Origin of the sequence: Amycolatopsis sp. NPDC052450 (genome assembly GCF_044547565.1) — a bacterium.
Lineage (GTDB): Bacteria > Actinomycetota > Actinomycetes > Mycobacteriales > Pseudonocardiaceae > Amycolatopsis.
Genome location: NZ_JBIUAQ010000001.1, coordinates 241184 through 265467, shown reverse-complemented (window position 1 = coordinate 265467; position 24284 = coordinate 241184). Strand labels below are relative to the sequence as shown.

At 67.9% G+C, this 24284-nt stretch carries 30 protein-coding genes, 1 tRNA gene and 1 pseudogene; 19 read left to right on the top strand and 13 right to left on the bottom strand.

Annotation, left to right across the window (positions count from 1 at the left end):
* Positions 1–123: 123 nt before the first annotated feature.
* A complete protein-coding gene (locus ACIHAO_RS01375) occupies positions 124–924 on the bottom strand; it encodes a response regulator transcription factor (protein ID WP_396554216.1) in 801 nt (266 codons plus the stop codon).
* A 282-nt stretch (positions 925–1206) separates the two neighbouring features.
* Complete coding sequence (gene mug, locus ACIHAO_RS01370) at positions 1207–1758, bottom strand: G/U mismatch-specific DNA glycosylase (protein ID WP_396554215.1); 552 nt, start codon at positions 1756–1758, stop codon at positions 1207–1209.
* Positions 1759–1786: 28 nt separating this feature from the next.
* Between mug and ACIHAO_RS01365 the strand changes: the two are divergent.
* The 3 genes and pseudogenes from ACIHAO_RS01365 to ACIHAO_RS01355 form a co-directional block, all read left to right on the top strand.
* A pseudogene (locus ACIHAO_RS01365) lies at positions 1787–1969 on the top strand (class I SAM-dependent methyltransferase); the annotation flags it as partial.
* A gap of 28 nt (positions 1970–1997) precedes the next feature.
* The gene (locus ACIHAO_RS01360) at positions 1998–2198 is read left to right on the top strand and encodes a hypothetical protein (RefSeq protein WP_396554808.1); all 201 of its coding nucleotides are present in this window, start codon (positions 1998–2000) and stop codon (positions 2196–2198) included.
* A gap of 97 nt (positions 2199–2295) precedes the next feature.
* The gene (locus tag ACIHAO_RS01355; protein ID WP_396554214.1) at positions 2296–2472 is read left to right on the top strand and encodes a hypothetical protein; all 177 of its coding nucleotides are present in this window, start codon (positions 2296–2298) and stop codon (positions 2470–2472) included.
* On the opposite strand, the gene ACIHAO_RS01350 is transcribed toward ACIHAO_RS01355, so the two are convergent.
* Positions 2413–3060 (bottom strand): VanZ family protein, encoded by a 648-nt coding sequence (locus tag ACIHAO_RS01350; RefSeq protein ID WP_396554213.1) that lies wholly within the window; start codon positions 3058–3060, stop codon positions 2413–2415. The two genes, ACIHAO_RS01355 and ACIHAO_RS01350, sit on opposite strands and share 60 nt — an antisense overlap.
* A gap of 150 nt (positions 3061–3210) precedes the next feature.
* Between ACIHAO_RS01350 and ACIHAO_RS01345 the strand changes: the two genes are divergently transcribed.
* The 4 genes from ACIHAO_RS01345 to ACIHAO_RS01330 all read left to right on the top strand — a co-directional run bounded on the left by ACIHAO_RS01345 (position 3211) and on the right by ACIHAO_RS01330 (position 6739).
* Positions 3211–3699, top strand: coding sequence for a GNAT family N-acetyltransferase (locus ACIHAO_RS01345; protein WP_396554212.1), 489 nt, complete (start codon positions 3211–3213; stop codon positions 3697–3699).
* A gap of 14 nt (positions 3700–3713) precedes the next feature.
* Positions 3714–4499: an alpha/beta fold hydrolase gene (locus ACIHAO_RS01340; RefSeq protein WP_396554211.1), complete on the top strand. Its 786-nt coding sequence runs from the start codon at positions 3714–3716 to the stop codon at positions 4497–4499.
* 106 nt (positions 4500–4605) lie between these two features.
* Complete coding sequence (locus ACIHAO_RS01335; protein ID WP_396554210.1) at positions 4606–6291, top strand: bifunctional metallophosphatase/5'-nucleotidase; 1686 nt, start codon at positions 4606–4608, stop codon at positions 6289–6291.
* A 109-nt stretch (positions 6292–6400) separates the two neighbouring features.
* Positions 6401–6739: an MmcQ/YjbR family DNA-binding protein gene (locus tag ACIHAO_RS01330; protein ID WP_396554209.1), complete on the top strand. Its 339-nt coding sequence runs from the start codon at positions 6401–6403 to the stop codon at positions 6737–6739.
* On the opposite strand, the gene ACIHAO_RS01325 is transcribed toward ACIHAO_RS01330, so the two are convergent.
* Together ACIHAO_RS01325 and ACIHAO_RS01320 are read right to left on the bottom strand one after the other, a co-directional pair.
* Entirely contained in the window at positions 6736–7263 is a 528-nt protein-coding gene (locus ACIHAO_RS01325; protein WP_396554208.1) for a GNAT family N-acetyltransferase, read from the bottom strand. The genes ACIHAO_RS01330 and ACIHAO_RS01325 overlap by 4 nt on opposite strands.
* A gap of 35 nt (positions 7264–7298) precedes the next feature.
* On the bottom strand, positions 7299–7691 hold the full coding sequence (locus ACIHAO_RS01320; RefSeq protein WP_396554207.1) for a pyridoxamine 5'-phosphate oxidase family protein: 393 nt from the start codon (positions 7689–7691) through the stop codon (positions 7299–7301).
* Between the two features lie 36 nt (positions 7692–7727).
* Here ACIHAO_RS01320 and ACIHAO_RS01315 point away from each other — a divergent pair, with 36 nt between their 5' ends.
* Entirely contained in the window at positions 7728–8129 is a 402-nt protein-coding gene (locus tag ACIHAO_RS01315; protein ID WP_125779830.1) for a DUF4279 domain-containing protein, read from the top strand.
* A gap of 61 nt (positions 8130–8190) precedes the next feature.
* Positions 8191–8844: a hypothetical protein gene (locus ACIHAO_RS01310; RefSeq protein WP_396554206.1), complete on the top strand. Its 654-nt coding sequence runs from the start codon at positions 8191–8193 to the stop codon at positions 8842–8844.
* Positions 8845–8854: 10 nt separating this feature from the next.
* Here ACIHAO_RS01310 and ACIHAO_RS01305 read toward each other — a convergent pair whose 3' ends face one another.
* The 3 genes from ACIHAO_RS01305 to ACIHAO_RS01295 form a co-directional block, all read right to left on the bottom strand.
* Positions 8855–9349, bottom strand: coding sequence for a GNAT family N-acetyltransferase (locus tag ACIHAO_RS01305; protein WP_396554205.1), 495 nt, complete (start codon positions 9347–9349; stop codon positions 8855–8857).
* 14 nt (positions 9350–9363) lie between these two features.
* A complete protein-coding gene (locus ACIHAO_RS01300) occupies positions 9364–9888 on the bottom strand; it encodes a hypothetical protein (RefSeq protein WP_396554204.1) in 525 nt (174 codons plus the stop codon).
* 378 nt (positions 9889–10266) lie between these two features.
* Positions 10267–10337, bottom strand: a tRNA-Gly gene (locus ACIHAO_RS01295).
* Positions 10338–10447: 110 nt separating this feature from the next.
* Between ACIHAO_RS01295 and ACIHAO_RS01290 the strand changes: the two genes are divergently transcribed.
* Together ACIHAO_RS01290 and dcd are read left to right on the top strand one after the other, a co-directional pair.
* A complete protein-coding gene (locus tag ACIHAO_RS01290; RefSeq protein WP_396554203.1) occupies positions 10448–11653 on the top strand; it encodes an oxygenase MpaB family protein in 1206 nt (401 codons plus the stop codon).
* 13 nt (positions 11654–11666) lie between these two features.
* The gene (gene dcd, locus ACIHAO_RS01285) at positions 11667–12248 is read left to right on the top strand and encodes a dCTP deaminase (protein WP_125679521.1); all 582 of its coding nucleotides are present in this window, start codon (positions 11667–11669) and stop codon (positions 12246–12248) included.
* A gap of 169 nt (positions 12249–12417) precedes the next feature.
* Here the strand turns inward: dcd and ACIHAO_RS01280 are convergent, their stop codons facing one another.
* A complete protein-coding gene (locus tag ACIHAO_RS01280; RefSeq protein WP_396554202.1) occupies positions 12418–13590 on the bottom strand; it encodes an FAD-dependent oxidoreductase in 1173 nt (390 codons plus the stop codon).
* Between the two features lie 73 nt (positions 13591–13663).
* Between ACIHAO_RS01280 and ACIHAO_RS01275 the strand changes: the two genes are divergently transcribed.
* The gene (locus ACIHAO_RS01275) at positions 13664–14131 is read left to right on the top strand and encodes a MarR family winged helix-turn-helix transcriptional regulator (protein ID WP_396554201.1); all 468 of its coding nucleotides are present in this window, start codon (positions 13664–13666) and stop codon (positions 14129–14131) included.
* Between the two features lie 121 nt (positions 14132–14252).
* Positions 14253–14945, top strand: a complete 693-nt coding sequence (locus tag ACIHAO_RS01270; protein ID WP_396554771.1) for a CAP domain-containing protein — start codon at positions 14253–14255, stop codon at positions 14943–14945.
* Here ACIHAO_RS01270 and ACIHAO_RS01265 read toward each other — a convergent pair.
* The 3 genes from ACIHAO_RS01265 to ACIHAO_RS01255 form a co-directional block, all read right to left on the bottom strand.
* On the bottom strand, positions 14939–15922 hold the full coding sequence (locus ACIHAO_RS01265; RefSeq protein WP_396554200.1) for a cation diffusion facilitator family transporter: 984 nt from the start codon (positions 15920–15922) through the stop codon (positions 14939–14941). The two genes, ACIHAO_RS01270 and ACIHAO_RS01265, sit on opposite strands and share 7 nt — an antisense overlap.
* Positions 15923–15952: 30 nt before the next feature.
* The gene (locus ACIHAO_RS01260; RefSeq protein WP_396554199.1) at positions 15953–16465 is read right to left on the bottom strand and encodes a DUF742 domain-containing protein; all 513 of its coding nucleotides are present in this window, start codon (positions 16463–16465) and stop codon (positions 15953–15955) included.
* Between the two features lie 157 nt (positions 16466–16622).
* Positions 16623–18917 (bottom strand): (Fe-S)-binding protein, encoded by a 2295-nt coding sequence (locus tag ACIHAO_RS01255; RefSeq protein WP_396554198.1) that lies wholly within the window; start codon positions 18915–18917, stop codon positions 16623–16625.
* Between the two features lie 152 nt (positions 18918–19069).
* Here ACIHAO_RS01255 and ACIHAO_RS01250 point away from each other — a divergent pair, with 152 nt between their 5' ends.
* The 3 genes from ACIHAO_RS01250 to ACIHAO_RS01240 are packed head-to-tail and all read left to right on the top strand — an operon-like array spanning position 19070 to position 20414.
* The gene (locus tag ACIHAO_RS01250) at positions 19070–19396 is read left to right on the top strand and encodes a multidrug efflux SMR transporter (RefSeq protein WP_125779785.1); all 327 of its coding nucleotides are present in this window, start codon (positions 19070–19072) and stop codon (positions 19394–19396) included.
* On the top strand, positions 19397–19957 hold the full coding sequence (locus tag ACIHAO_RS01245; protein WP_125790849.1) for a TetR/AcrR family transcriptional regulator: 561 nt from the start codon (positions 19397–19399) through the stop codon (positions 19955–19957).
* 22 nt (positions 19958–19979) lie between these two features.
* Complete coding sequence (locus ACIHAO_RS01240; RefSeq protein ID WP_396554197.1) at positions 19980–20414, top strand: GNAT family N-acetyltransferase; 435 nt, start codon at positions 19980–19982, stop codon at positions 20412–20414.
* Positions 20415–20490: 76 nt separating this feature from the next.
* Here ACIHAO_RS01240 and ACIHAO_RS01235 read toward each other — a convergent pair whose 3' ends face one another.
* Positions 20491–21030 carry a YbhB/YbcL family Raf kinase inhibitor-like protein gene (locus tag ACIHAO_RS01235; RefSeq protein WP_396554196.1) on the bottom strand — a complete coding sequence of 180 codons (540 nt, stop codon included), beginning with the start codon at positions 21028–21030 and terminating at the stop codon, positions 20491–20493.
* A gap of 237 nt (positions 21031–21267) precedes the next feature.
* Between ACIHAO_RS01235 and ACIHAO_RS01230 the strand changes: the two genes are divergently transcribed.
* The 3 genes from ACIHAO_RS01230 to ACIHAO_RS01220 are packed head-to-tail and all read left to right on the top strand — an operon-like array spanning position 21268 to position 24137.
* Entirely contained in the window at positions 21268–22035 is a 768-nt protein-coding gene (locus ACIHAO_RS01230) for a DUF4097 family beta strand repeat-containing protein (RefSeq protein WP_396554195.1), read from the top strand.
* A gap of 27 nt (positions 22036–22062) precedes the next feature.
* Complete coding sequence (locus ACIHAO_RS01225) at positions 22063–22734, top strand: DUF4097 family beta strand repeat-containing protein (RefSeq protein WP_396554194.1); 672 nt, start codon at positions 22063–22065, stop codon at positions 22732–22734.
* On the top strand, positions 22731–24137 hold the full coding sequence (locus tag ACIHAO_RS01220) for an alpha/beta hydrolase (RefSeq protein WP_396554193.1): 1407 nt from the start codon (positions 22731–22733) through the stop codon (positions 24135–24137). The genes ACIHAO_RS01225 and ACIHAO_RS01220 overlap by 4 nt, the downstream gene beginning before the upstream one ends.
* Positions 24138–24284 lie beyond the last annotated feature (147 nt).

Below are 24284 nucleotides of genomic sequence, written 5' to 3'. Positions count from 1 at the left end.
GTTCGGCTCCCCGGCCGGGCACATGTTCCCTACTCGCCGGTAACATCAGGATATTACCTGTGGGTAACCGGCGGCAAGTGAATGGCCACTGTTGTGATGTGTAAATCAGCAATATGGGGGGTCTCAGCGGGTCGACGGCGCGATGGAAGTGGCCGGCGTCGCCTCGGCCGGGGTGTGGGTGTCGTCAGGGGTCGCGATCAGGATGCCGGAGCGGAACGCGATGGTCACCGCGTGCGTCCGGTCCCGGGCCGACAGTTTGCGCAGGATGCTCTTGACGTGGGTCCGCACGGTTTCCACGGACAGGAACAGGATCTTCGCGATCCCCGAGTTCTCCAGTCCCTCGGCGACCAGTTGCAGGACCTGGTACTCGCGGCGGGACAGCGGCATCAGGCCGCGCGCGGTCGCCGGCTTGGGGGCGTCACCCGGCTTGGGGAGCACGGGCTGGCGTTTCGGCCGGGCGGTCAGCGCCGCCAGCGTCGGGTCGATGTACCGGCGGTCGCTGTGCGCGCGCCGGATCGCCTCGGTCAGATGCCGTCCGTCGGTCGCGCGCGGCACGATCGCGTGCACGCCTGCCGCGATCGCCGCGGCGAGGTACTGCTGCGTACGGTTGGTGTCCCTGACCAGCGTGATGATGACCAGCGCCGGATCGCCGCCGCTGAGCAGCCTGGACAGATGGCAGTTCGGGTCGAGCGCCGAATCCAGCACGATGACGTCCGGTTTCAGCTGCTCGCACAGCTGAAGCGCGGCGTGGTGACTCGACGCGTGCCCGAGCCACTGCAATCCCGGCGTCCGGTGGACCAGCGAACTCAGTCCCTCGCAGAAGATCGGGATCGGATCGACGGCGGCCACGCCGAGGCCTCGGCCGCCTGGTGACAGGCCACCAGGCCTGCCGGCCTGCGTTCGGTTCGGCTCGATGCCTCGCATCACGGACCCCTCCGTTTTCCTGCCCGTCATCTCCGGACGAGAGGACTCGAAAGTCCATTCGGTGACCACCGCCCCCCGGCGTGGTCACCCTCGTCAACCGGTCCCCCCTGCGGGACCGGACAGAGATGACACCTCGTAACTATTACGAGTCAGTAGGTCGGTGCACGTGACGCGATATCCCCCTCATAGATGTATCGCCTCGTCGCAGCAAACTCTGCGTATCAGCTGGTCGTGGATCTCTGGCTCGAATGAGCGCGACGAGGGGACTTCTTGGCGGATTCGCTACTCAGAGTGGACTTCGGCGCGAAGACGCCCGAACTCGTCCCCGAGCGCTGCGGGCGTCCAATGCGCGTTCAGCCCGCTCGGATTGGGCAGTACCCAGACCCGGGCCCCGCCGATCTCGGCGTCCTGCGGGCCGACCTTCGCCTTCGGCAGGCCGAACGCGGCCCGGAACGCCGTGATCCCCACGACGGCCAGCCAGCGTGGCCGGTACTCGGCGACCCTCGCCGCGAGGAGCCGTCCGCCTTCGCGGAACTCGTCCGGGGTCAGCTCGTCGGCTCGCGCCGTCGTCCGCGCGACGACGTTGGTGATGCCGAGGCCGAGTTCGAGCAGCTCGTCCTGCTCGCTGGGGTCGAGCAGGCGCGGGGTGAAACCGCCGCGGTACAGCGCGGGCCAGAACCGGTTCCCCGGCCTGGCGAAATGCAGGCCGAGCGCGCCGGAGTAGAGACCGGGGTTGATCCCGCAGAACAGCACGTCCAGATCCGGCGCGATGACGTCGTCGATGGTCCTGCCGTAGGCGGCGGCCAGCTCTTCCTTGGTCGGTTTCGTCCTCACCCGGCCAGTTTCCGGCACGCTGGCGGGTATGGGCGAAGGGGCGTTCACGGCCGACGGCTGTCCGGTGGAGGTGTACCGGTTGCTGCCGCCCGGCGGCGAGCCCGGGATCGTGCACGAGGCGGTCCCGGCGGGCGCCTCGATCCTGGAGCTCGGCAGCGGCGTCGGGCGGGTCACGCACGCGCTGCTGGACCTGGGGCATCCGGTGGTCGCGGTGGACGGTTCGCCGGAGATGCTCGCCCATGTCCGCGCCGCCGCCGCCGATCGCGCGGCCCTCCTGGCCGCCGCCCGCGCGCAAGTCGCGCCCGGCGGTCGGGTGCTCGTCGAAGGGCATCCGCCGGCTGGAACTCCTGGCACTGCATGCCACGCTCGCCGAGGCCGGACTGGTCTTCGAGCGCTGGTGCACCGGCGACCGGACCTGGTTCGCGGCCGTCCCCGCGTGATCCACGACACCCACTTTCGTCGCGAGGGGTGGCCAAGTCACCACGACGTGCGTACTGTTTGTGATCTCGCACACAAGGTCGTATTCGGGGAGGCGTCTTGCAGTTCTCGCTCATCCTCGGCGTGGTCGCGTTGATCTTCGTGGTGGCGACCGTGCTGGTGATCGCGGAAGACCGGCGGGCCGCGCGGCGCGCGGCCCAGCGACGGCAGGCGAGGCTAGCGGACCTGGGCGAGGTCGACCCGCTCGCGGCGCGGAAGCTGAAGCTCGACCGTTGACGGAACGGGCTTCCGCACGAGGCTGAGCAGCAGCGCCCCGGCGATCCAGCCGAGCATCGCGCCGCCGGTGTTGTTGAGCAGGTCATCGACGTCGAAGATCCGGTACGCGTAGGGCGCGGTGCCGAAGTTCGCGGTGAGCTGCGTGACCTCGATCAGCAGCGAAGCGGCGAGACCGATCAGCGTCGTGCCGATGAGGCCGCGCTTCCAGAGCGTCCTGGCGAAGAATCCGAGTGGCACGAACAGCAGCACGTTCATGGTGGCCTGCTGGAAGGTCTGCGTGGTGAACCAGTCGGTGGCCGGCAGGCCGTGCTTGAGCAGTTCGGTGTGGATGTCGGCGATCCACTGGAACGGGTTCAGCTGCACGGTCTGGCTCAGCCGTTTCACGCCGGGGCCGGGCAGCGGCAGGAAGGTCACCGCCAGCGTCATGCAGCCGTAGAGCAGCACGGCGGCCATGGTCAGCACCGGACGAAGGCGCACCCGGCCGTGCCGCGAATGCAGGATGATCAGCTGCGGGATCAGCACCGTCGCCCAGAGCGCGAAGAAGCCGATCAAGCCGTACTGCAGGGCGGTGACCTGTGCGTTCGTCATGCCATCGACGTTATGGATCCGGCAGGCCCCGCCACTTCGGTCGAAGGGCCGCGGCAGCCGGGCCGGGATCGGCCGAGTGGCCGACCCCGATCTTGGCCGATCGGCGATATTCGTTCCGCGCTTCGCCCGCCGACATGGGAGTCTGCCCGGATGCTGCTCGTTCGACGGCTCACTCCCGCGGACCTCGACGTCTTCCGCGAAGTCCGCCTGCGTGCCTTGATGGACACCCCCGAGAACTACGGCTCGATCGCCGCGGCCGAGCGGGCGCAGTCCGACGAGGAATGGCTCGCGAAGCTGGCGGGTGACGCCTGGTTCGCCGCCTTCGACGGAGACCGTCCGGTGGGCCTCGTCGCCGGGCGGGCGCGTGACGACGGCTGGATCCTCTATTCGATGTGGGTCGCGCCCGAAACACGCGGTCGCGGGCTGGGCACGAAGCTGATGGGTGAGGTGCGGTCGGCCGCCGAGGCCGGCGGCGCGCGTGAGGTGTGGCTGCACGTCGCGGAGGACAACGACCGGGCGCGGCGGCTGTATTTGAAACTCGGGTTCATCGCGACGGGTGAACTGGAGCCGATGCCGAACGACGTCACCCGTCGGCGTGAACGCCTTTATTTACCTGTTACCGGAGGTAGCAGTAAATAGCTTAACCTCGCGGGATGGACAACGTCGTCTTCGACCGCGCGGGCAAGGGTGAGCCGCTGGTGCTGATCCACGGGGTCGGCCACCGGCGCCAAGCCTGGTCGCCCGTGCTCGGCCTGCTCACGCCGCACCGCGATGTCATCACCGTCGACCTGCCCGGCTTCGGCGAATCCGCCCCGCATTCCGGCGGGTACGGCGTCGAGGCCGCTGTCGAGATGTTCGCGAAGTTCTTCGGCGAACTCGGCCTCGGCAAACCGCACGTCGCGGGCAACTCGCTCGGCGGCCTGCTCTCGCTCGCACTCGGGGAAGCGGGTCTCGTCCGCAGCGTGACGGCGTTGTCCCCGGCAGGGCTGTGGACGCCGCGGCAGCAGCGATACGCGCTGAGCATGCTGCGCACCCACCGGCTGCTGGCCGAGCGCATCCCCGAACGCACCGCCCGGCGCCTCGCCGCGACACCGGCGGGCCGGTCGATGCTGACCGGGATGATCGTCGGCCGTCCGGACCGGCTCACCACACAGGTAGTCCTGGAGGACATCCGCGCGCTCGCCGGCTGTCCCGGCTTCCGGCCGACGCTGGAGCAGGCCCGCGGCGGCTTCCGGTTCGACGGCGTCGTCGAGGACGTCCCGGTGACCATCGCGTGGGCGGAACGCGATCGCATCCTCGCCCGTCCGAAGGCCGCCGAGCTGCGCCGCATCGCGCCGAAGGCCGAGCTGCTGGTGCTGCGCGGCTGCGGGCACGTGCCGATGAACGACGAGCCCGAGCTGGTGGCGCGGGTACTGCTGAACGGTTCACGAACCATGTGACGTTTGCTTATCGTCCGACTATTTCCTCTGGTGATCGTCAAACTCGCCAGGCAGACTCCTCCGCCGTGCGCCCGATGGGGACGTTCGGGCGCGAATCGGAGGAAGAATGAAGCTCTCTACCCGGCTGGCCGTCGTCACCGGTGCCGCGCTGACCGCGCTGGCCGCCGTCGCCACGCCCGCGTCTGCCGCGTCGGCGACCACCGACGTCCGGATCATCACGTTCAACGACCTGCACGGAAACCTCGAACCGCCGTCCGGTTCGAGCGGCAGGGTCACGCTGCCCGGCGGCGGGACGGTCAACGCGGGCGGTGCCGCCTACCTCGCGACGCACCTGAAGAAGCTCCGCGGCGAAGCACCCAACTCGGTCGTGCTCTCGGCCGGTGACAGCATCGGCGCGTCGCCGGTGATCTCGGCCCTGTTCCACGACGAGCCGACCGTCGAACTGCTGAACCAGCTCGGTGTGCGGGCCTCCGTGGTCGGCAACCACGAATTCGACGAGGGGCTCAAGGAACTCCGCCGGATGCAGCACGGCGGCTGCCACGAAACCGACGGCTGCCAGTTCCAGAAGTCCTTCAAGGGCGCGAACTTCCCCTTCCTCGGGTCCAATGTGTACTACGAGAACGGCATCCCGGCGTTGCTGCCGTTCAGCATCGAGTTCTCCGGCGGCGTCCCGATCGGCGTCATCGGCGCGACGCTGAAGGACCTGCCGCAGGTCGTCACCCCGGAAGCGATCAAGGGGCTGAAGTTCGGCGAAGAGGTCGAGGCGATCGACCGCACCGCGAAGCTGCTCGACCTCTTCGGCGTCAAGGCGCAGGTCGTGCTGCTGCACCAGGGCGACAACTCCGAGACCGCCGGTCCTGACGAATGCAAGGTCAAGCCGGGCGCGGCGACGGCGATCGCGCAGCAGGTGACGTCCAAAGTGGACGCAATCTTCACCGGGCACAGCCACCAGCAGTACAACTGCGTGCTCGCCGACCCCGCAGGCGAACCGCGTCCGGTGATCCAGGGCGCGTCGTTCGGCCGCCTGCTTTCGGTCGTCGACCTGAAGATCGACCGCCGGACCCGCGACGTCGTGCGTGGCGAGACCAAGGCGCACAACCAGATCGTCACCCGCGACGTCACGCTGGACACCGACGTCGTGAAACTGATCGACGAGGCGAAGACCAAGGCCGCGCCGATCGCGAACAAGGCCGTCGGCACCATCACCGCCGACCTGGTCGCCAAAGGCGCGGCCTCCGGTGAGTCCCCGCTGGGCGACGTCATCGCCGACGCCCAGCTCGAGGCCACACGGTCGAACGGCGCGCAGATCGCCATGACGAACCCAGGCGGCATCCGCACGGACTTCACCCACTTGTCTTCGCCCGCCGGCGAAGGCGACGGCGTCGTGACCTACGGCGAGGCGTTCGCCGTGCAGCCGTTCGCGAACATCATGCAGACGATCACGCTCACCGGGGCGGATCTGAAGAACGTGCTCGAACAGCAGTGGCAGGCCAACGGTGTCGTGCGGATCCTGCAGATCTCGAAGTCGCTGAAGTACTCGTACTCGGCGTCGGCCGCCCAGGGCGCGCGCATCTCGAACCTGACGCTCGACGGCACGCCGATCGACCCGGCGGCGTCGTACCGCGTCTCGGTGAACAACTTCCTCGCCGCCGGCGGGGACGGCTTCACCGAGTTCACGAAGGGGACCAATCTGTCGGGTGGTCCGGTGGACCTGGACGCGCTGATCGCGTACTTCGGGGCGCACCCGGGCATCGCACCGCCCGCCGCGGACCGGATCACCGTGCTGCCGTAGCTCTCGCGAGTGTCATGAAAGGGTCGTTCCTGACGGTTTTCGTCCTGAACGACCCTTTCCTGACATCTACGGGGTGGTTTTGTCAGTGACCCAGGGCACAATGGCCGCCATGACGACCTGGGAAGAAGTCGTGACACTGGCGGGCAGGCTGCCGGAGGTCGAGGTGTCCACTTCGTACCGCACGCCGTCGCTCAAGGTCGCGGGCAAGAGCTTCGCCCGCCTGCGCACCGAGGCCGAGGGCGGGCTGATGCTGCTGTGCGAGCACGCGGAGAAGGAGGCCCTGCTGGCCTCCGGCGACCCCGCGTACTTCACCACGCCGCATTACGACGGCTACGGCGCGATCCTCGTCGATCTGGAGAAGGTCGAGAAGACGCAGCTACGTGAGCTCATCGAAGAAGCCTGGCGGATGAAGGCACCCGCCAGGCTCACGAAAGGACTGAACGACTAGCGGAGTTCCCCTTCGAGCAGACTCATCAGATACTCGTCGTGCCACTGGCCGTTCTGGTCGCGGAACGACTGCCGGTGCCTGCCGTCCACCTGGAACCCGAGCTTCTTGTAGACGTGGATCGCGGCCTCGTTGTCGACCACCACCCACAGCGCGATCAGGTGCAGCCGCATCATGTCGAAGCCGTAGCGGCAGAGCGTGCGCATGGCGTCGGTGCCGTAGCCGCCGCCCCAGTGGTCCTTCTCGCCGAGATAGATGTCCAGCTCGGCGCGACCCCCTTCCGGCGTGGCGTCGCGCAGCGTGCAGGTGCCGATCAACGTGCCGACGGCGAGGCTCTCGATCGCGAATTCCACCTGGCTGTAGCTGTTGGGTTTCCGGCGGGCGAAGCGCTCACGGATCTGGGCGAGGGATTCCGCATGGTCCGCGGGCAGCCAGCGGGTGACCTCCGGGTCGTTGTGCCAGCGCCACAGCGTGTCCGCGTCTTCGGGTTCCAGCGGCCGCAAGCGGATCAGTTCACCGGTCAGCATCGTCCATCCCAAGATCGGTATCCGGACTTTCCAGACTATTGGGCGGCACCCGCGAGCAGCCACCGCTTAACGGGGACTTCCAGCAGCACCCTGGCGCCGAACGGCTCGATCTCCTCACTTGCCGCCCAGCCGTCGTACTTCGCCGCCAGCGCCGCGAGAACGTCTTCGCGGAGAGCCCCGCGATGGACGCGTGCCACACCTTCGGCGACGGCGGGAGCGTCGCCGTCTTCCAGCGCGAGGCTGACGCGCGGGTCGGTGCCGATGTTGCGTACCTTCACGTTCCGGTCACCGCTGCCGATCCAGAAGACGTCGTCGAGGTACACGAACCACACCGGCGTGACGTGCGGCGAACCGTCCGCGCGGAGCGTGCACAACCAGGCGTTGCGCTCCCGCGCGAGACGTTCGATAAGCGATTGATCACGTTTCACCTGGTCAGCTTGCCCGAAAGCTAGGGTGCCGGGCGTATGAAGGTCCACCAGTACTGCTACTTCGCCTTGAAGAGCGAAACCGTGTCCGCCGGGGAGATCACCGCGCGGCTCGGCATGGCGCCCGACGAGGTACTGGTGCTGGGTTCGCGGTCCGCCGAACACCGGTTGCCGCGGATGCACGCCTGGAAGGTGACGCATCGCGGTTCGGAACCGGTCGACGACCAGATCGAGAGCGTGATCGGCAGGCTCGCCCCGGTCCGCCCGGGGATCCGGAAACTGGTGGACGAGGGAGCGAGCGCGGTGCTGCAAGTGGTGCGCTACTTCCACCACCGCGACGGCGGCGAGGAATTCGGCTGGCACCTCTCGCCTGCCGTACTCGCGTTCCTCACCGAAGCCGCCGCCGCGCTCGACGTCGACGAGTACGACCTCAGCGAGTGACCTTCCGGCGGTCATGGTGGGATGGGGCCCCACAGCCGGACAACCCCGTTGGGAGCCCAGCATGTCGAGCGAGAACTGGCCGCTGCGTCAGGATCCCGAATCGCCGGTGATCATCTCCCGGTCGCTGGTGGACGACCCGTCGAACCTCGCCTTCGTCGTACTGGACGACGACGGCGACTGGTTCATCAGTGACGGCAACGAGTTCTCCGCGGACATGGACCTCAACCGCGACGCGTTCGGCGCGCTGCCGCTGCGGGAAGCGGTGGAGCTCATCCCCGAACTCGTCGCGCTCGCCGGCCTCCCCACCGGCATGGCCGCAGACTGGGACCAGGAACGGCGCACATGGCTGCTGAGCTCCGTCGCCGACTCGGATGACGACGAGGAAGACCTCCTGGTGCGCGCCGCCCGCCTCGCCGCGTGGACGCATCCGGGCTCGCCGCTGGAAGAAGTGCAGGTGAGCACCGAACTCGCCGAGATCTCCGCCGACCCCGCCGCCCCGGCCCGCGCCGTGCGCCAGGTCGTGCGCGAGGCCGACGGCAGCTGGCTGCTCGTCGGCTTCGCGGTGCCGGAGAACGAGGACTTCGAGGTCGAAGCCCTCGAAATGGAGCACGCCGTCACCCTGTACCCGGACGTCGCGCTGGTGCTGAGCGCCGCGCCCGGCCAGGTCTACGACCGGCCGAGCGCCGACGCCCCCTGGGAACTCGTCGAAGGCTGAGCCGTCAGCGTCAGCCTCGGCCGAAGTCGCAGTACATGACGTGCAGCCCGATGCGTCCCAGCGTCGGATGCTCGAACGCGCCCGGCACCGTGCCGACGATCTTGAACCCGAGCCGTTCGTAGACCCGGATCCCGGCGACGTTGGATTCGGCGACCGCGTTGAACTGCATGCCCGCGAAACCCTGTTCCTTGGCCCATTCCAGGACATGCGCGCACAGCGCACTGCCGATACCTTTGCCGCGCAAGTCCTTGTCCACCATGAAACTGGCCGTCGCGATATGCGACCCCGGCCCGCCGTGGTTCGGGCCGGTCTTGGCCGTGCCGAGCACGCGGCCGTCCTCGACCGCCACCACCGTCCGGCCCGGCGGCGTCTGCACCCAGGACCCGCGAGCGGCTTCTTCGGTGAGGTTCGGGTCGTAGGTGTACGTGTCCGCCGCCCGCACGACTTCGCGCACGATCGGCCAGATCTGTCCCCAGTCGTCTTCGGTGAACTCCCGGATCTCCATGTCCGGCACCGTAGTCAAAAACCGGCCCGGCGGTTCTGGTGCCATCGCCACGCGAAGCCGGAACCCAAGAGCAGCCCGGCCCCGGTCAAGGCCGCGCCGATCCAGACCTCCGTCGAGCGGGATTCCCGCTCGACTCGCGTTCCCGGTGGCAATCCGGCCGCGATCCCGTCGATCTTGGCCTGAACCGACCGGTGGTCGAAGACGCTCAGATCGCCGTCCTCCGCCAACGTGGTCAGCCAACGGCGAACCTCGTCGTTCTGCTCAGCGGAGAAACCGGGAAACTCGACCGCGGACGTCCGGAGCAACCCAGGACCCATACACCTCAACGGCTCGCCGGTGGACGCGTCGAGATACTGCCCGGTCGCCCCGCATTCCTCTCCCGCCTTGGCGAAAACGACGGTGTACGGCCCCGGCCTGCTGCCCGCGTTCAAGCCGATGAGGAGGAAGACCACGCCGACCAGCACCAGCGGGAAGATCAGCGACCCAGCCAGAACGGTCAACACGACGGCCGCCGTACTGTCGTGCGCTTTTCTCCCCACGCGCGAGAAGGTAACAGCGGGGTTGGGGGAGGAGTCCCGAACCGATCGGCTCATGCCCTGACTGAGGCAGGATGACGGTATGACGACTGGCGAAAGGCCGGAACCGGTTTCGCCTCGCGAGCAGGCGCGCCGCCTTCTCGACGCGGTGCCCGATGAGCGGTTATCCGTTGCGCTGGCAGCGCTCAGGCGGCTGGCTGCCGGGGAACCGCGTCGCCGTTTTCGCACCGTCGGCGTGTTCGACGGTGAACCCGATCTCGGCCGGTCTTGCAAGCAATCGGTCCGTATGGCCCGTTAATGGCACGCGAGGGCCGATGACCGGACAAAGCGAAAGCCCCAGGTCCACAGTGGACATCCACTGACCTGGGGCTTTCGCAGGAGAGCGGATGACGGGAATCGAACCCGCGTATTCAGCTTGGGAAGCTGATGTTCTACCATTGAACTACATCCGCAGTGCTCGGCCAGCATACATGGTCCGGATCTCCCCTTGCCAAGCCCTACCCCTCCTTGACGTCGCCCTCGAATGTGACAACACTTGTTGTCTACGTCGGAGGTGAGCCGGATGGACGAGAGGCTGCCCGACCCCGAGCTGTTCCGCCAAGGCGGGTTCCGGGTCGCGTCGAGGTTGTTCATCGAGGGTGACATCAGGGGTGACGAGCGCCAGGTGGCCCGGTTGCGGGGGTTCGCGCAGCGGGAGGATCCGGCGGCCGACGTGCTGGTGCCGTTGCTGCGAAAAGGTGCCCAAGGACAGTTCGAATTGGCGCTGCGGCAAGGCATCGAGAGTGTCGAGAGTCCGCCGGAGGAGCTCGAAGCTTTCTTTTGTGACGTCGAGGCGACGCCGTACTGGGTCGATCAGGACCGGTTGGAGCGTGGAGCGCGGGCGATCACGCGTGCCGGGTTGCTCGGGCTCTTTCCGCTCGGTGACGTTTCGTTGATGGGCGGCTATCTCGCGTCGCGTGCCACGAAGTCGCTCGTCGGTACGGGTGAGATCGAGTACAAGGCGGCGCAGCGCCTCGTCGAGACGGCGACTTGGTGGATCCACGTGACGACGCCGGGTGCGCTGGTGCCCGGCGGGCGTGGGTACGAGGCCGCGTTGCGGGTGCGGATCGTGCACGCACATGTTCGAGCCGCGATGAATCGCCGCAAGGATTGGGATTACGCCGCTTGGGACCGGCCGGTCAACCAGGTCCAGACCGCAGGCACGCTTCTGCTTTTCTCCCTCGTCTACGTGTTCGGCACGCAACTGCTCGGGCTTCGCTACAGCGCCCGCGAGCGCGCCGACATCCTGCACCTTTGGCGTTACGTCGGTTGGCTGATGGGTGTCGACGAGGAGCTCCTGCCCGCCGGCGAGGACGACGCCTGGCGGCTGCTGTGGCTGCTCGCCACCACCGAGTTCATCCCCGACGACGATTCCAAACGGCTCGCCGCGGCGCTCATGAAGTCCCACGCCGCGATCGGCGAGGGCCGGGGCGCGGTGGGCAAGGTCCTCTCGCATGTGTCGGTCGCGGCGCACGGGTCGATCAGCAGACTCCTTCTCGGCAAGACCAACGCCGACTTCCTGGAACTGCCGGACGATCCGATCGCGCAGGCGGCCGTGGTCGCGGTGGCGGGCGTCAACTTCGCCGCCGAGACGGTCCGGCGGGTGGTGCCCGGCGCGACGGCGCTCCAGGAGCTGATCGGGGCCGCCGGCCGTCGTCACTACCTCCGGCAGGTCACCAAGGTGTTCGGGCTCGACCCCACCTACAGCAGGCACATGAAGGCCGCTTGACTACGCTGACCGCGTGCTCCTCAGCGACCGTGACCTCCGTAAAGAGCTCGATGCCGGCCGTCTCGGTGTCGACCCGTTCGACCCGACGATGGTCCAGCCGTCGAGCATCGACGTGCGACTCGACCGCTATTTCCGCGTGTTCGACAACAGCAAGTACACGCACATCGACCCGCAGCTCCAGCAGGACGAGCTGACCTCACTGGTCGAGAAGGAGGGCGAAGACCCCTTCGTCCTCCACCCCGGCGAGTTCGTCCTCGGCTCCACCTACGAGACCGTCACGCTCGCCGACGACCTCGCCGGCCGTCTGGAGGGCAAGTCCTCCCTCGGCCGCCTCGGCCTGCTCACGCACTCGACAGCGGGCTTCATCGACCCGGGCTTCTCGGGTCACATCACGCTGGAGCTGTCGAACGTCGCGAACCTGCCGATCACGCTGTGGCCGGGGATGAAGATCGGCCAGCTCTGCATCTTCCGCCTGTCCAGCGCGGCGGAGTTCCCGTACGGCTCGAACGAGGCCGGTTCGCGCTACCAGGGGCAGCGGGGCCCGACCCCGAGCCGCGCGTACAAGAACTTCCACCGCGTAGACACCTGGCGGTGATATTGGTCGAGCGCTGACGGAAACCCGCCGAAGGGGCGCCGTCCCGTATCCGGCTCATGTCGGGTCTGAAGCGCCCCTTCATCGTGTTTCCGTGGGCCTCCGGCCCAAGAGAGGCGCTCCACGGCGAAGTCTTCGTCGGGCGCTGAGCGCCCTTGGGAAGACGCTGGCGCTAGCTCACTGGAGCTTCCCACTCGATCCGGTGCTGCCACATGAAGGCGTTCGGATCCTCCTTCGGCGGGTTCTTGAACGCCCGCGTGAGGAAGAAGTCACGGATCACCCGCCCGATGGGGCCGACCGCCTTCGCGTCGCCGTTGCGCTTGCCGCGCTCGACGACGGCCTCGACGCGCTCGCGTCGCAGTCCTTCGTAGGCGGCGAGCGCTTTCGGGATCGAGGGCACGTCGCGCAGGCATCGTGCCAGCGTGACGGCGTCCTCGACGGCCATCGCCGCGCCTTGGCCCGCCGCCGGTGAGGTCGCGTGGGCGGCGTCGCCGATGATGACCATCCGGTCCGTCCGCCAGGTCGGCACGCTCGGGAAGTCGTACGTCGCCCACGGCCGGTAGATCTCCCGCGTCGCGCGCACGATCTCGACGGCCGGAGTGCGGTCCACCGCGAGTTCCCGGATCAGGTCCTCGCGCCAGGTGCCCATTTCGGGGAGGTCGGCATGCTTCCGGGGCACGTTCGCGAACCACCAGACGCCGCCGTCCGGGTGGACGACGTGCGCGAAGAACAGCCGCTTGCCGAAGGTCATGTGCATGACGCCGGGTTCGTCGTCCAGCCGCAGACCCTTGGCCAGGCCGCCGGTGTTCAGCAGGGGCACGTAGCGCGGTGACGGCGCCCGCGGGTCGATGATCGTCCGCACTCGCGAGCGGAGCCCGTCCGCGCCGATCAGCAGGTCGCCCTCGGCCGACGAGCCGTCCTCGAACGTCGCGAGTACGCCGGAAGCGGTCTCGCGAGCGTCGGCCAGGCGCTTGCCGTAGCGGACCTCGATGCCGCGTCTGACGGCTTCGTCGCGAAGGCCGATGTAGAGGTCGGAGCGCAGCACGGTCTGGCTCGTGGTGCCGTCCTCCAGCCGGCCGCCGAGCGCGAGGTCCGCCAGCTCGCGGCCGTTCCCCAGCCGCATCTTGATCCGCGGCGTGTCGAAACCAAGGTCTTTGACCAGGTCTTTCAGTCCCAGTGGCGCCAGCGCGTCGAGTCCGTTCACCGCGAGTGTCAAAAACGCGCCGACGCCTTCCGCGGTCCGGTCGTACGCCTCGTGGATCACCGGTTCGTGGCCGGTCTCGTGCAGCGCGATCGCCGTGACCGTGCCCGCGATACCCCCGCCGGCGATCAGTACCTTCGCCATGTCATTCACCCCGTCGAATATCTTAGAAACTAATTCGTTCTATCGAACTAAAGACTCCGCTAGGCTGGCCGACGTGTCAAGTGAGCGGGCGGAACTGGTCGAACGGGTCCTCGGCGGATCGCGGGCGCTGTCGACGGAGACGGTCATGTTCCATACGGCGATCGCCGAGCAGCGCGGCCTTTCGGCCGTCGAAAGCAAGGTGACCGACTACCTCGCCCGCCTCGGGCCGCAGACGCCGAAGGCGCTCTCGCAGCTCTCGGGGCTCGCGCCGGCGTCGATCACCGCGCTCATCGACAGACTCGAGGGCAAGGGGATCGTCGCGCGGAAGCCGCATCCCGAGGATCGGCGCAAGGTGCTCATCGAGATCGACGGGGCGGCGATGGCCTCCGCCGCGCCGTTGTGGGACCAGCTGGTGAAGTCGGTCCGCGAGGCCTGCGAGAACTACACGGACGGTGAGCTGGAGGCGGTGATCCGGTTCCTCGCGGACGCCGCGGCGATCACCCATGAGTCCACCAAGTTGATCACTGAGGGCGACCGCTGACCGGTATTACTACTTTCGGGGGTATTGCCGTAACCGGTTCGTGATAGTTTTCGGCCCCGTGTCCCCCAATAGAACACGAAGCCGGTTACTGCTGGTCACGCTCAGCGTCCTGCTGGGCGGGGTGATCGCCAGTGCGAGCTACCTGATGGTGACCGATCGGTTCCAGGGTACTGCGCTGAGTAATCTGTCACTGAGTGTTCCCGACACCAAGGGCAGACCCGGCGACGCCCTCGCGAAGCCTCCCTCCTACTTCGGCCAGACATCCGCTCCGGCGCCCGGCGGCCCCGCGTCCGACTCCGCGGCCCCGACGTCGTCTTCGGCCGCTCCCACGTCTTCCTCCGCGCCGCCGAGCTCGTCCTCCGCTCCGGCCGAGCCGCCCGCACAGAGTTCCGACGCCCCGAAGCCGACGCCCAGCAAGGCTCCGGAGCCGCCTCGTTCGCAGGACAGCTCACTCGCCGCGCAGGTCGTCGACCTCGTCAACGCCGAGCGCGCCGACGCGGGCTGTTCGCCGGTGAGCAACGAGTCGCGTCTCGCCGCCGCCGCGCAGGGCCACAGCGACGACATGTCCGCCCGGAACTACTTCTCGCACACCACGCCGGAAGGCGTCACGTTCGACCAGCGCATCCGTGCCGCCGGCTACGACAAGCCCGGTGCCGAGAACATCGCCAAGGGCCAGTCGAACGCCGCGAAGGTGATGGACGCCTGGATGAACTCCGAAGGCCACCGCGCGAACATCCTCAACTGCAAGCTGAAGAAGATCGGCGTCGGCGTGAACACCAAGGGCATGTACTGGACGCAGAACTTCGGCTACTGACCCTTTCCCCAGTCGCCGTAGCGGGCCAGCACGGCCGCGCGCAGTTCGGCGTCCGTGCGCGGCACCGGTTCGATGAACACCTCGGTGACGTCGCCGAAGGTTCGCGTCAGTTCGCTCGCCATCCGGACACAGGCTCGTTCGACCTCCGCGGCGGAGAGTGCGTCGTCGAAGTCGACGCGGGCGCAGACGAGCACCTGATCGGTGCCCATCAGCATGGTCTGCAGGTCGACGACGGCCTCGATCTCCGGCGCGCCCGTCAAGTGGTCGCGCACCGCGCGCACCAGCCTCGGATCGGCCTGCCTGCCGATCAGCAGGCCGCGGTTGGTGCGCCCGAGCACGTACGCGACGAGCGCCAGCAGCACCCCGATCGCGATCGACGCCGCGCCGTCCCAGACGTGTGATCCGGTGAGCTGGTGCAGCCCGATCCCGGCGAACGCGAGCAGCAGGCCGATCAGCGCGGCCGAGTCCTCGAACAGGACGGTCTTCGGGGCCGGGTCGTCGATCATCCGCAAGTAGACCGAGACCTTCTGGCCCGACTCCGCGGCGTCGCGCCGCACCTGCCGCACGGCCTGGAACCACGAGACGGACTCGAGGACGAACGCGATCGCGAGTACGACGTAGCCGACGATCGGATCGGTCTGCTCGGTCGCTTCGCCGAACACCGTCGAGAAGCCTTCGTAGAGCGCGAACATCGCGCCGGAGGCGAAGATCGACACCGCCGCGAGCAGCGACCAGAAGTAGCGTTCCTTGCCGTAGCCGAAGGGGTGGACGCGGTCGGCGGGGCGGTCCGACCGTTTCAGCGCGGTCAGCAGGAGGACTTCGGTGATCGTGTCGGCGACCGAGTGCGCGGCCTCCGACAGCATCGCGCCGGAGCCGGTGATGATCCCGGCGATCAGTTTCAGCACGGCGATGGCGAGGTTGACCCCGCCTGCCAGCACCACGGTCAGGGTGCTTTCGTCACCGGATTCTTCACTCACCTTGCGTAGCGTAGTGCGAGTGAGCCGATCTCACAGGCGACGCAAACCCTGCAGTACACGTTCCATCAAGGCGAGTGCCGGATGGCCGTCGAATTCAGCCTGCGTTTCATGAACGGTGACCAAACCGAGTTCGGCCATGTCACCCAAAAGGACCTTTGCAACGCCGAGTGGAACGCTTAGTGACGCCGCTACTTCGGCGACGGAAGTCGGACGGCGGCACAGTTTTCTCACGGAATGGAATTCGACGCTGAACCCTGGCGCGTTCCACGGCGCGTCGTTCCGGACGGAAATCATCGCTTCGATGGCGAAGTTCCGTTTGGACTGTGTGCGTCCGCCCGTGCGGACGTACGGGCGGACGCGCGTGCGGCGGCGTTCCTGTCGCGGCGGTCGCCGGGCGGCCGGGATGCTGGGGATGGTCGCTTCCTGGGCCATTCTGGCGAGCGCCGCGGTCGAGGGGACGCGGGCGGGCGGGCGAACGGTCGGCGACCCCGGCATCGCGAGCCGGTGTTCCTTGACCGAGCGGAGTTCGTGCCGGTTGCCCATCGTTTTTTCTCGCCCCCGTTTCTTCGAATCCGCTGCAGCCTATCGCCACGGTGTACCGCCGAACGGGTAACGGGACCGAATGGTCAAGGCCGGATAAAACAAGAGGGAACATTCTCTCGCATTATGTGCGAGAGAATGTTCCCTCCGGCTCGGACTGCTACTTGTCTTCCTCGGGAAGTGGCGTCCCGGTGGCTGTTTCGTCGGTGGGCACGTCGGCCTTTCCGTCGAGTTCGGCATCCGAGACGCCGTCCAGGGACGGCGCTCCCGCCGGGACCAGTTGCGGTTCCGGCTTCCGCTTGACGGCGGTCAGCAGCAGCTGGGCGACGTCGACGACCTCGACCTTCTCGCTCGCCTGCCCGTCGCTCTGGCGGGCCGTGACGCCGTCGGTCAGCATCACGCGGCAGAACGGGCAGCCGGTCGCGATCTTCGAAGGCGCGGTGCCGAGCGCTTCGTCGACGCGCTCGACGTTGATGCGCTTGCCGATCTTCTCTTCCATCCACATCCGCGCGCCACCGGCACCACAGCACATCGAACGGTCGCCGTGCCGCGGCATCTCGCGCAGCTGTGCGCCCGAAGCGCCGACGAGCTCACGCGGAGCGTCGTAGACCTTGTTGTGGCGGCCCAGGTAGCACGGGTCGTGGTAGGTGACGTCCTCGGCGACCGGGGCGACCGGGGTCAGGTGCTTCTCCCGCACCAGGCGGTTGAGCAGCTGGGTGTGGTGCACGACGTCGAACTGGCCGCCCAGCTCCGGGTACTCGTTCGCGAGGGTGTTGAAGCAGTGCGCACAGGTGACGACCACCTTGCGCGCCTTGCGTTCGCGGCCCTCGAACACCGAGTTCAGGATCTCGACGTTCTGCTGTGCCAGCATCTGGAACAGGAACTCGTTGCCCGCGCGGCGGGCCGGGTCGCCGGTGCAGGACTCCTCCGAGCCGAGCACGGTGTACTTCACGCCCGCGATGTGCAGCAGTTCCGCGACAGCGCGCGTGGTCTTCTTCGCGCGGTCCTCGAACGCGCCGGCGCAGCCGACCCAGAAGAGGTACTCGGTGTCGCCGAGGTCGCCGTCGAACACCGGCACCTCGAACTCCAGGTCCTCGGTCCAGGCGAGCCGGTCCTTGGCGTTCTGGCCCCACGGGTTGCCCTTGTTCTCCAGGTTCTTGAACATCCCGTTGAGCTCGCTGGGGAACGAGGACTCGATCATCACCTGGTAGCGGCGCATGTCGACGATGTGGTCGACGTGTTCGATGTCCACCGGGCACTGCTCGACGCACGCGCCGCAGGAGGTGCAGGACCAGAGCACCTCGGGGTCGATCACGCCGCCGTCGTCGCCGATGAGGGCCTTCTGCGACTCCGCGATCGCGAGGACGTCGATGCCCGCGTACATGTTGTCGCCGGACAGGCCGACCTCGTCGCCGGCCATGTCGCGCTTGCCGCCCGCGAGCAGGTACGGCGCCTTCGCGTAGGCGTGGTCGCGAAGCTGCGTGATGAGCAGCTTCGGCGAAAGCGGCTTGCCGGTGTTCCACGCGGGGCACTGCGACTGGCAGCGGCCGCATTCGGTGCAGGTGGAGAAGTCCAGCCAGCCCTTCCAGCTGAAGTCCTCGATCTTGCCGACGCCGAAGGTGTCCTCGTCCGGGTCGGCCTCTTCGAGGTCGAGCACCTTGCCGTTGCTCATCATCGGCTTGAGCGCGCCCAGCGCGACTCCGCCGTCGTCCTCGCGCTTGAAGTAGATGTTGAAGAAGGCGCTGAACCGGTGCCACGCGATGCCCATGGTCATCGTGCGCGCGATGACGAACAGCCAGATGGTGGCGCTCATCAGCTTGACGAACGCGAACACCGAGACCAGGTTCGGGCTGGCGGGCAGCAGTTCACCGATCGGATGCGAGACGAACGCGGCCCAGATCGGGGTCTCGTGGACGTTCATCGCGGACTTCGCGGCGCGGACACCGATGATGCCGATGCCCTCGATGAGCACGACGGCCTCGATGAAGTACGCCCACTTGAAGTTGGAGCCCTGGAAGCGGGACTGCCGGTCGGCGCGGCGCGGGTGGTTCTTCTGGCGGATCCCGATCAGCACCAGTGCGCCGACGATGGTGCCGACGCCGAGCACCTCCATGAGCAGCTGGAACAGCGACCAGTCGTCGAGGATGGGCCAGCCCCACGTGGGAACGAAGACCTCGCCGTACGCCTCGAAGAGGGCGAGCGACCCGAGCAGGAAGCCCCACATGACCAGCCAGTGCGCGGCGCCGACGCTGCGGATCTTGTTCATGCGGGTGTGCGCGGCGAATTCCTTGATCAAGGTCTTCATGCGCGGCATGAACGGGCCGTTGCGGGTCGCGTCGGGCTGGCCGAGGCGGATCACCCGCACGAAGCGGGCGATGGTCGCGAAGAACATTCCCCAGGCGACGACGCCGAGCAGGACCGAGATCCCGCCGAGCGTCAGCTGTACAGCGCCCATCGTCGGGTGCCTTTCGTCCGAGTGAAGCTGTGGTGGTTCGGGCAGACTAATGCTTCTTACTGATGGGTAACCCACTGACCGCGCCCAAGTCCCACCGATGTGGTGTACGCCTCTCTTGGTTTTAAGACGATCGTCCAGGTAGTTTTTGTGACATGGGTGCGTACCTTCTTCTCGCTTTGGCCATCGCCGCAGAGGTATCCGCGACGGTGTCGCTGAAACTTTCCGAGGGCTTCAGCAAGGTGGGCCCGTCGATCGTCGTGGTCCTCGGATACGCCGTCGCGTTCGTCGCACTGGCGTATGTGCTGAAGGCGGGCGTGCCGGTGAGCGTCGCCTACGCGATCTGGGCCGCGGCCGGTGTCGCGCTGGTGGCCGCCGTCGGCATCGTGTTCTTCAAAGAACCCGTCAACTTCTCCGTGATCGCCGGATTGGTACTGGTGATCGGCGGCGTCGTGCTGATCGAGGCAGGGGGCGCGCACTAAGTGAAGATCCAGATCGACGGCCGGAAGGCCAGGGGCGAGAAGCGGCGCGACGAGATCATCGCGGCCGCGTTGCGGGTGATCGAACGCGACGGCGTCGCCGGCGTCACCCATCGGACGGTCGCCGCCGAGGCGGGCGTGCCGACGGCTTCGACGACCTATCACTTCTCCAGCCTCGACGACCTGCTGATCGCCACCCTGATCTCCTGCGCGCGGGATATGGCGACCGAGGTCTACTGGATGATCGACCGCGCCCGTTCGCGCGGCAGCCGCGGCGCGGAAGAGGTCGCCGGACTGCTCGCGGAGGCGCTGGGCCCGCGGCGCGGGCGGACGATGGCGGAGTACGAGCTGTACCTGCTGGCCGCGCGCAAACCCGAGCTGCGGCCCGCCGCCCGGCGCTGGCTGGACGTGCTGACCTCGATGGTCCGGCACGACGACGAGGTCGCGTTCCGGGTGTTCCTCGCCGGTATCGACGGCCTCCTGATCCAGGGCCTCATCGACGACGAGCCGCCGTCCGCGGAGGAGCTGCGGCCGGTGGTCGACTACCTGCTGAAACCTCGTTGACCTGCTGGGTAGCGTTCGGATCATGAGGACTGTCGGCGCATACGAACTGGACGACGACCCGGCACGGATGGACCTCGAAGTGGTGTGGAAGTGCCTGTCCACCGAGGTCTACTGGGGCAAGTGGCGAGACCGCGAGCTGATCGAGAAGGTCTTCAGGAACGCGTGGCGGGTCGTCGGCGCGTACGAGACTTCGAGTGGACGGCTGGTCGGGTTCGCGCGGGCGTTCTCGGACACCATCGGCAGCGCGTACCTCGCGGACGTCTTCGTCGTCGACGAGGCGCGCGGCGCGGGGCTCGGCAAGGAACTGGTCCGGGAGATGATCGACAACGGGCCGGGCGCGGAGTTCCGGTGGATGCTGCACACCGCCGACGCGCACGGGCTGTACCGGCCGTTCGGCTTCGGCGACCCACCCGAGGGGCAGTACATGGAGCGAAGCCGGGCCAACGGGCAGGTCTAGCTAGAGCGGTCAAAGTCCGTGAGGGCCTCCTTCCCTACCCTGAGAGTAGGGAAGGAGGCCCTCACGGAAAGCCGGTTCAGCCCTTGTTCTCGTGCAGGGCCGTAAGCGTCGCCCGGCCGATGGCGTGGCCGAAGAGGTTGAAGCCGAGGAAAGCCGGCGTAGCGTCTTCGCCGACCTCAAGCTTTTCGACGTCGACAGCGTGCACCGCGAAGATGTACCGGTGCGGCCCGTGTCCGGGCGGCGGGGCGGCGCCGAGGAACTGCTTCACGCCTCCGTCCCCCTTCAGGGTGACAGCGCCCGCCGGCAGACCGGAGCACGTCTCGTCGCCCGCGTTCGCGGCCAGTGCGGTCACCGACGCCGGGATGTCGAAGACCGCCCAGTGCCAGAAACCGCTCGCCGTCGGGGCGTCGGGGTCGTAGCAGGTCACGGCGAAACTCTTGGTCCCCTCGGGGAAGCCCTCCCAGGACAGTTGCGGGGAACGGTCTTCGCCGCCCGCGCCGAAGATCCCGGAAAGCTGGGCTGTCGGCAGGAAGCCGCCTTCTTCGATGTCGGTGCTGCTCAAGGTGAAGGCAGGCAGATCGGGCAGGAAGTCGTACGGATCGGGTGCCTGCGGCATGCGTCCTCCTGATCGTGGAATCGGTGACAAAGCCAGGCTAGGTGCTGTCCTGCAGGTCTGTTCGATGGGCCGCCTGGGCGCGAAGACCGCGAACATGACCTGCAGGACAGCGCCCAGGACCCCTAGGACCCCGGTGCGGGATCAGGGACGATTCCGGGGGTTACCCCTATGTCCATCCCGCCGTGCTGCCCTTAGCGTCGAGCTACACGAAAACCTGCTCTGGAGGGACTCAAGACCATGGCGCGCCCACTCCTCGCGATCGGAGGCATCGCGTTGATCGGCGTCGGTGTCCTCACCGGACTCGGCTGGTGGTGGCCGTCCGACGCGGAGGCCACCGCGGAGGTGACCCAGCCGATCCGCAGCGTGCGGATCGAGAACGACGAGGGTGGCATCAAGATCCGCACCGGCGAGGGGCCGGTCCGGGTCCACCAGGAGTTCGAGTACCGCGGGAACAAGCCGGGCGACTCGTTCCGCGTGGAAGGCGACACCCTGGTCCTCGCCGACTGCGGCACCAGCTGCGAGGTCCGCTACGACGTGGTGGTCCCGGCGGGCGTGCCGGTCACGGGCAATCTGGACTCCGGCAGGCTCGACATCGCCGGGGTGTCCACTGTGGACGTCACGGTCGACTCCGGCCAGGTCGAGGTGCGCGACGTGCCGGGCACGGTGAAGGTGCGGTCCGACGCCGGTCGCGTCGAACTGGCGAACATCGGCCAGGCCGTCACGGTGCAGGCCGCTTCCGGCGCCATCAAGGGGGAACGGCTCGGCGGCAACGTCGAGGCCCGCACCGACAGCGGCCGCATCGAACTCGAACTGATCAAGGGTGCCGACGTCACCGCGCAGACCGACAGCGGTTCGGTGGAGGTCAGCGTCCCGGCAGGCGACTACAACGTCACCGGCACCACCGGCAGCGGCAGCCGCGACATCGACGTGAACCAGTCCGGTTCGGCCCAGCACAAGCTCGATCTCAACACCGACAGCGGAAGCGTCAAGGTCAAAGCGGCCTGACGGAATTCATCGGGGGAACACTTTTTCATGGGAACCATAGAGAAGCGCGTCCTCGGCGCGCTCGCTCTCGGCGCGCTGACCGCCTTCGGGATCGTCGGCTGCACGACCGAAAGCCACGAGAAGCTGAGCGACGGCGCGCCCGTCACCGAGCAGATCACCGCGATCCGGGTGGACGTGCCGGTCGGCGCGGTCACGCTCCGGGTGGAGGACGGCGCACCGGTCTCGCTGCGCCGCGAAGTGACGTACACCGGCAAGAACCCTGGCAAGACGTACAGCGTCGAGAACGGCACGCTGGTCCTCGGCGGCTGCAAGCAGTGCGGTGTGGATTACGACGTCGTGGTGCCGCGCGAGCTGGCGATCTCCGGGTCCATCGGCACCGGCAAGATCACGCTCGCCCGCGCCGCTTCGGTCGATCTGAAGGGGGACGTCGGCGACCTGAAGGTGCTGAGCACGTCCGGGCCGGTCAACCTGCGCACCGGCACCGGTGACATCGAGGTCGGTCTCGCGAAACCGGGCGCGGTCACCGCGAACGCCGAGGTCGGCAAGGTCGTCGTCACCGTGCCCGACGGCGCGTACCAGGTCCGCGCCAAAACGGAGACGGGCAAGGTCGAGACCGGCGGCGTCCGGCAGGACCAGGCTTCGGCGAACGTCCTCGACCTCCAGTCCGGCACCGGCTCGATCACGGTGAAGCCCGTATGAAGACACTTGCCGCGATCACCGCGCTGACCCTGCTGCCGCTGTCCGCGGTGCCCGCGTCCGCCGCGCCCGGGATCGACTGGAAGCCGTGTGCGACCGAGTACGCGCCGACGCTGGAATGCGCGAGTCTTCCGGTCGGCGACGGCTTTTCCCTCGCGCTGGCGAAACTGCCCGCGACCGATCCCGCCCGCCGCGTCGGTTCGCTGCTGACCAACCCGGGCGGGCCGGGCGGGGCCGGGGTCACCGTGCTCAAGTACGGCGGCCGGGGGTTCGCGCTGGATCGACCGGAGCTGGCCGAAGTGCGGCAGCGGTTCGACGTCATCGGGTTCGACCCGCGTGGCGTCGGGGAAAGCAGGCCCGCGATCAGCTGTGCGCCGAACCTGCACGATCCGGTGATCAGCCGTCTCCCGCGGAACCGCGCGGACTACGACAAGCTCATCGCGCACAACCGCGCCTCCGGCAGCGAGTGTCTCAAAAGGACAGGGCCCGCTTTGTCCTCTGTGGACACTTGGCGCGCCGCGGACGACATCGAAGCGATCCGGGTCGCCCTCGGTGAGCCGAAAGTGAACTGGCTCGGTGTCTCCTACGGTTCCGAACTCGGCGCCGTGTACGCGGAGAAGTACCCGAAGCGCGTCAGGACGATGGTGCTCGACGGCGCCATCGACCACTCGCGGCCGACGCGGCTGGCGATCCTCGACGAGGCCATCGCGACCGAAGGCGCGCTCAACGACTTCGCGAAGTGGTGCACGACGTCTTCGGACTGCGCGCTTCGCGGCAAGGACGTTCTCGCCACCTACGACAAGCTCATGCGGACGCCCGGCGGCGTGCCGTCGAAGCAGCTGGGGCGGAACGTGACCGCCGAGGAGATCGCGGCCGGTGTCTACGGCGGGCTGATCCTGCCGGCGTTCTGGCCGGACGTGGCGAAGGGCATCGAGGCCGCGACAGCGGGGAACGCGGACACGCTGGTGCCGTACGCCCAGCTGGACCCGTCCTACGGCGCGTACCGCTCGATCGGCTGCCACGACTTCGGCTCGCCGTTCACCTCCTACCCTGACATGAGGGCGATGCAGAGTCTGGTGAAGACCCTGGCGCCGCACAGCTGGCGGTACTCGGAGTTCTGGGACATCGCGAGCGGGTGCACGGGCTGGCCGGTGCCCTCGGCGTACCTGCCGCGGCCGCAGAAGGTCTCGGGTGCGGCGCCGATCCTCGTGGTCGGCGGCGAACACGACCCGGCGACGCCGCTCGTGTGGGCGAAGGGGCTCGCGCGCAACATCGAGAACTCGACGTTGCTCGTCGACGCAGGGTACGGGCACACGGGGCTGTTGAACTCCGCCTGTGTGCGCACCGAAGAGGTGAAGTACCTGGTGAGCGGGGTCACACCCGCTCCGGGCACGGTCTGCCGGTAACCCGGGAACAAGACGCCCGTGCCGCTCGTTGAGCCGGATACAAGGTTGAGTGCGGTCGGCTCAAGTCCGGCTTGACGGAACCCGCACCGGCCCGATACAACTTGCGTTGAGCCCGCTCAAGGTGGGCGAGAACGTGCAGGTCACGAA

Excerpts from the sequence above, each read along its gene's own strand:
- ACIHAO_RS01375 (WP_396554216.1), bottom strand. The coding sequence starts at position 924 with ATGCGAGGCATCGAGCCGAACCGAACGCAGGCCGGCAGGCCTGGTGGC.
- ACIHAO_RS01360 (WP_396554808.1), top strand. The coding sequence starts at position 1,998 with ATGTCCGCGCCGCCGCCGCCGATCGCGCGGCCCTCCTGGCCGCCGCCC.
- ACIHAO_RS01350 (WP_396554213.1), bottom strand. The coding sequence starts at position 3,060 with ATGACGAACGCACAGGTCACCGCCCTGCAGTACGGCTTGATCGGCTTC.
- ACIHAO_RS01345 (WP_396554212.1), top strand. The coding sequence starts at position 3,211 with ATGCTGCTCGTTCGACGGCTCACTCCCGCGGACCTCGACGTCTTCCGC.
- ACIHAO_RS01340 (WP_396554211.1), top strand. The coding sequence starts at position 3,714 with ATGGACAACGTCGTCTTCGACCGCGCGGGCAAGGGTGAGCCGCTGGTG.
- ACIHAO_RS01335 (WP_396554210.1), top strand. The coding sequence starts at position 4,606 with ATGAAGCTCTCTACCCGGCTGGCCGTCGTCACCGGTGCCGCGCTGACC.
- ACIHAO_RS01330 (WP_396554209.1), top strand. The coding sequence starts at position 6,401 with ATGACGACCTGGGAAGAAGTCGTGACACTGGCGGGCAGGCTGCCGGAG.
- ACIHAO_RS01325 (WP_396554208.1), bottom strand. The coding sequence starts at position 7,263 with ATGCTGACCGGTGAACTGATCCGCTTGCGGCCGCTGGAACCCGAAGAC.
- ACIHAO_RS01315 (WP_125779830.1), top strand. The coding sequence starts at position 7,728 with ATGAAGGTCCACCAGTACTGCTACTTCGCCTTGAAGAGCGAAACCGTG.
- ACIHAO_RS01310 (WP_396554206.1), top strand. The coding sequence starts at position 8,191 with ATGTCGAGCGAGAACTGGCCGCTGCGTCAGGATCCCGAATCGCCGGTG.
- ACIHAO_RS01305 (WP_396554205.1), bottom strand. The coding sequence starts at position 9,349 with ATGGAGATCCGGGAGTTCACCGAAGACGACTGGGGACAGATCTGGCCG.
- ACIHAO_RS01290 (WP_396554203.1), top strand. The coding sequence starts at position 10,448 with ATGGACGAGAGGCTGCCCGACCCCGAGCTGTTCCGCCAAGGCGGGTTC.
- ACIHAO_RS01280 (WP_396554202.1), bottom strand. The coding sequence starts at position 13,590 with ATGGCGAAGGTACTGATCGCCGGCGGGGGTATCGCGGGCACGGTCACG.
- ACIHAO_RS01260 (WP_396554199.1), bottom strand. The coding sequence starts at position 16,465 with ATGGGCAACCGGCACGAACTCCGCTCGGTCAAGGAACACCGGCTCGCG.
- ACIHAO_RS01255 (WP_396554198.1), bottom strand. The coding sequence starts at position 18,917 with ATGGGCGCTGTACAGCTGACGCTCGGCGGGATCTCGGTCCTGCTCGGC.
- ACIHAO_RS01250 (WP_125779785.1), top strand. The coding sequence starts at position 19,070 with ATGGGTGCGTACCTTCTTCTCGCTTTGGCCATCGCCGCAGAGGTATCC.
- ACIHAO_RS01240 (WP_396554197.1), top strand. The coding sequence starts at position 19,980 with ATGAGGACTGTCGGCGCATACGAACTGGACGACGACCCGGCACGGATG.
- ACIHAO_RS01235 (WP_396554196.1), bottom strand. The coding sequence starts at position 21,030 with ATGCCGCAGGCACCCGATCCGTACGACTTCCTGCCCGATCTGCCTGCC.
- ACIHAO_RS01230 (WP_396554195.1), top strand. The coding sequence starts at position 21,268 with ATGGCGCGCCCACTCCTCGCGATCGGAGGCATCGCGTTGATCGGCGTC.
- ACIHAO_RS01225 (WP_396554194.1), top strand. The coding sequence starts at position 22,063 with ATGGGAACCATAGAGAAGCGCGTCCTCGGCGCGCTCGCTCTCGGCGCG.
- ACIHAO_RS01220 (WP_396554193.1), top strand. The coding sequence starts at position 22,731 with ATGAAGACACTTGCCGCGATCACCGCGCTGACCCTGCTGCCGCTGTCC.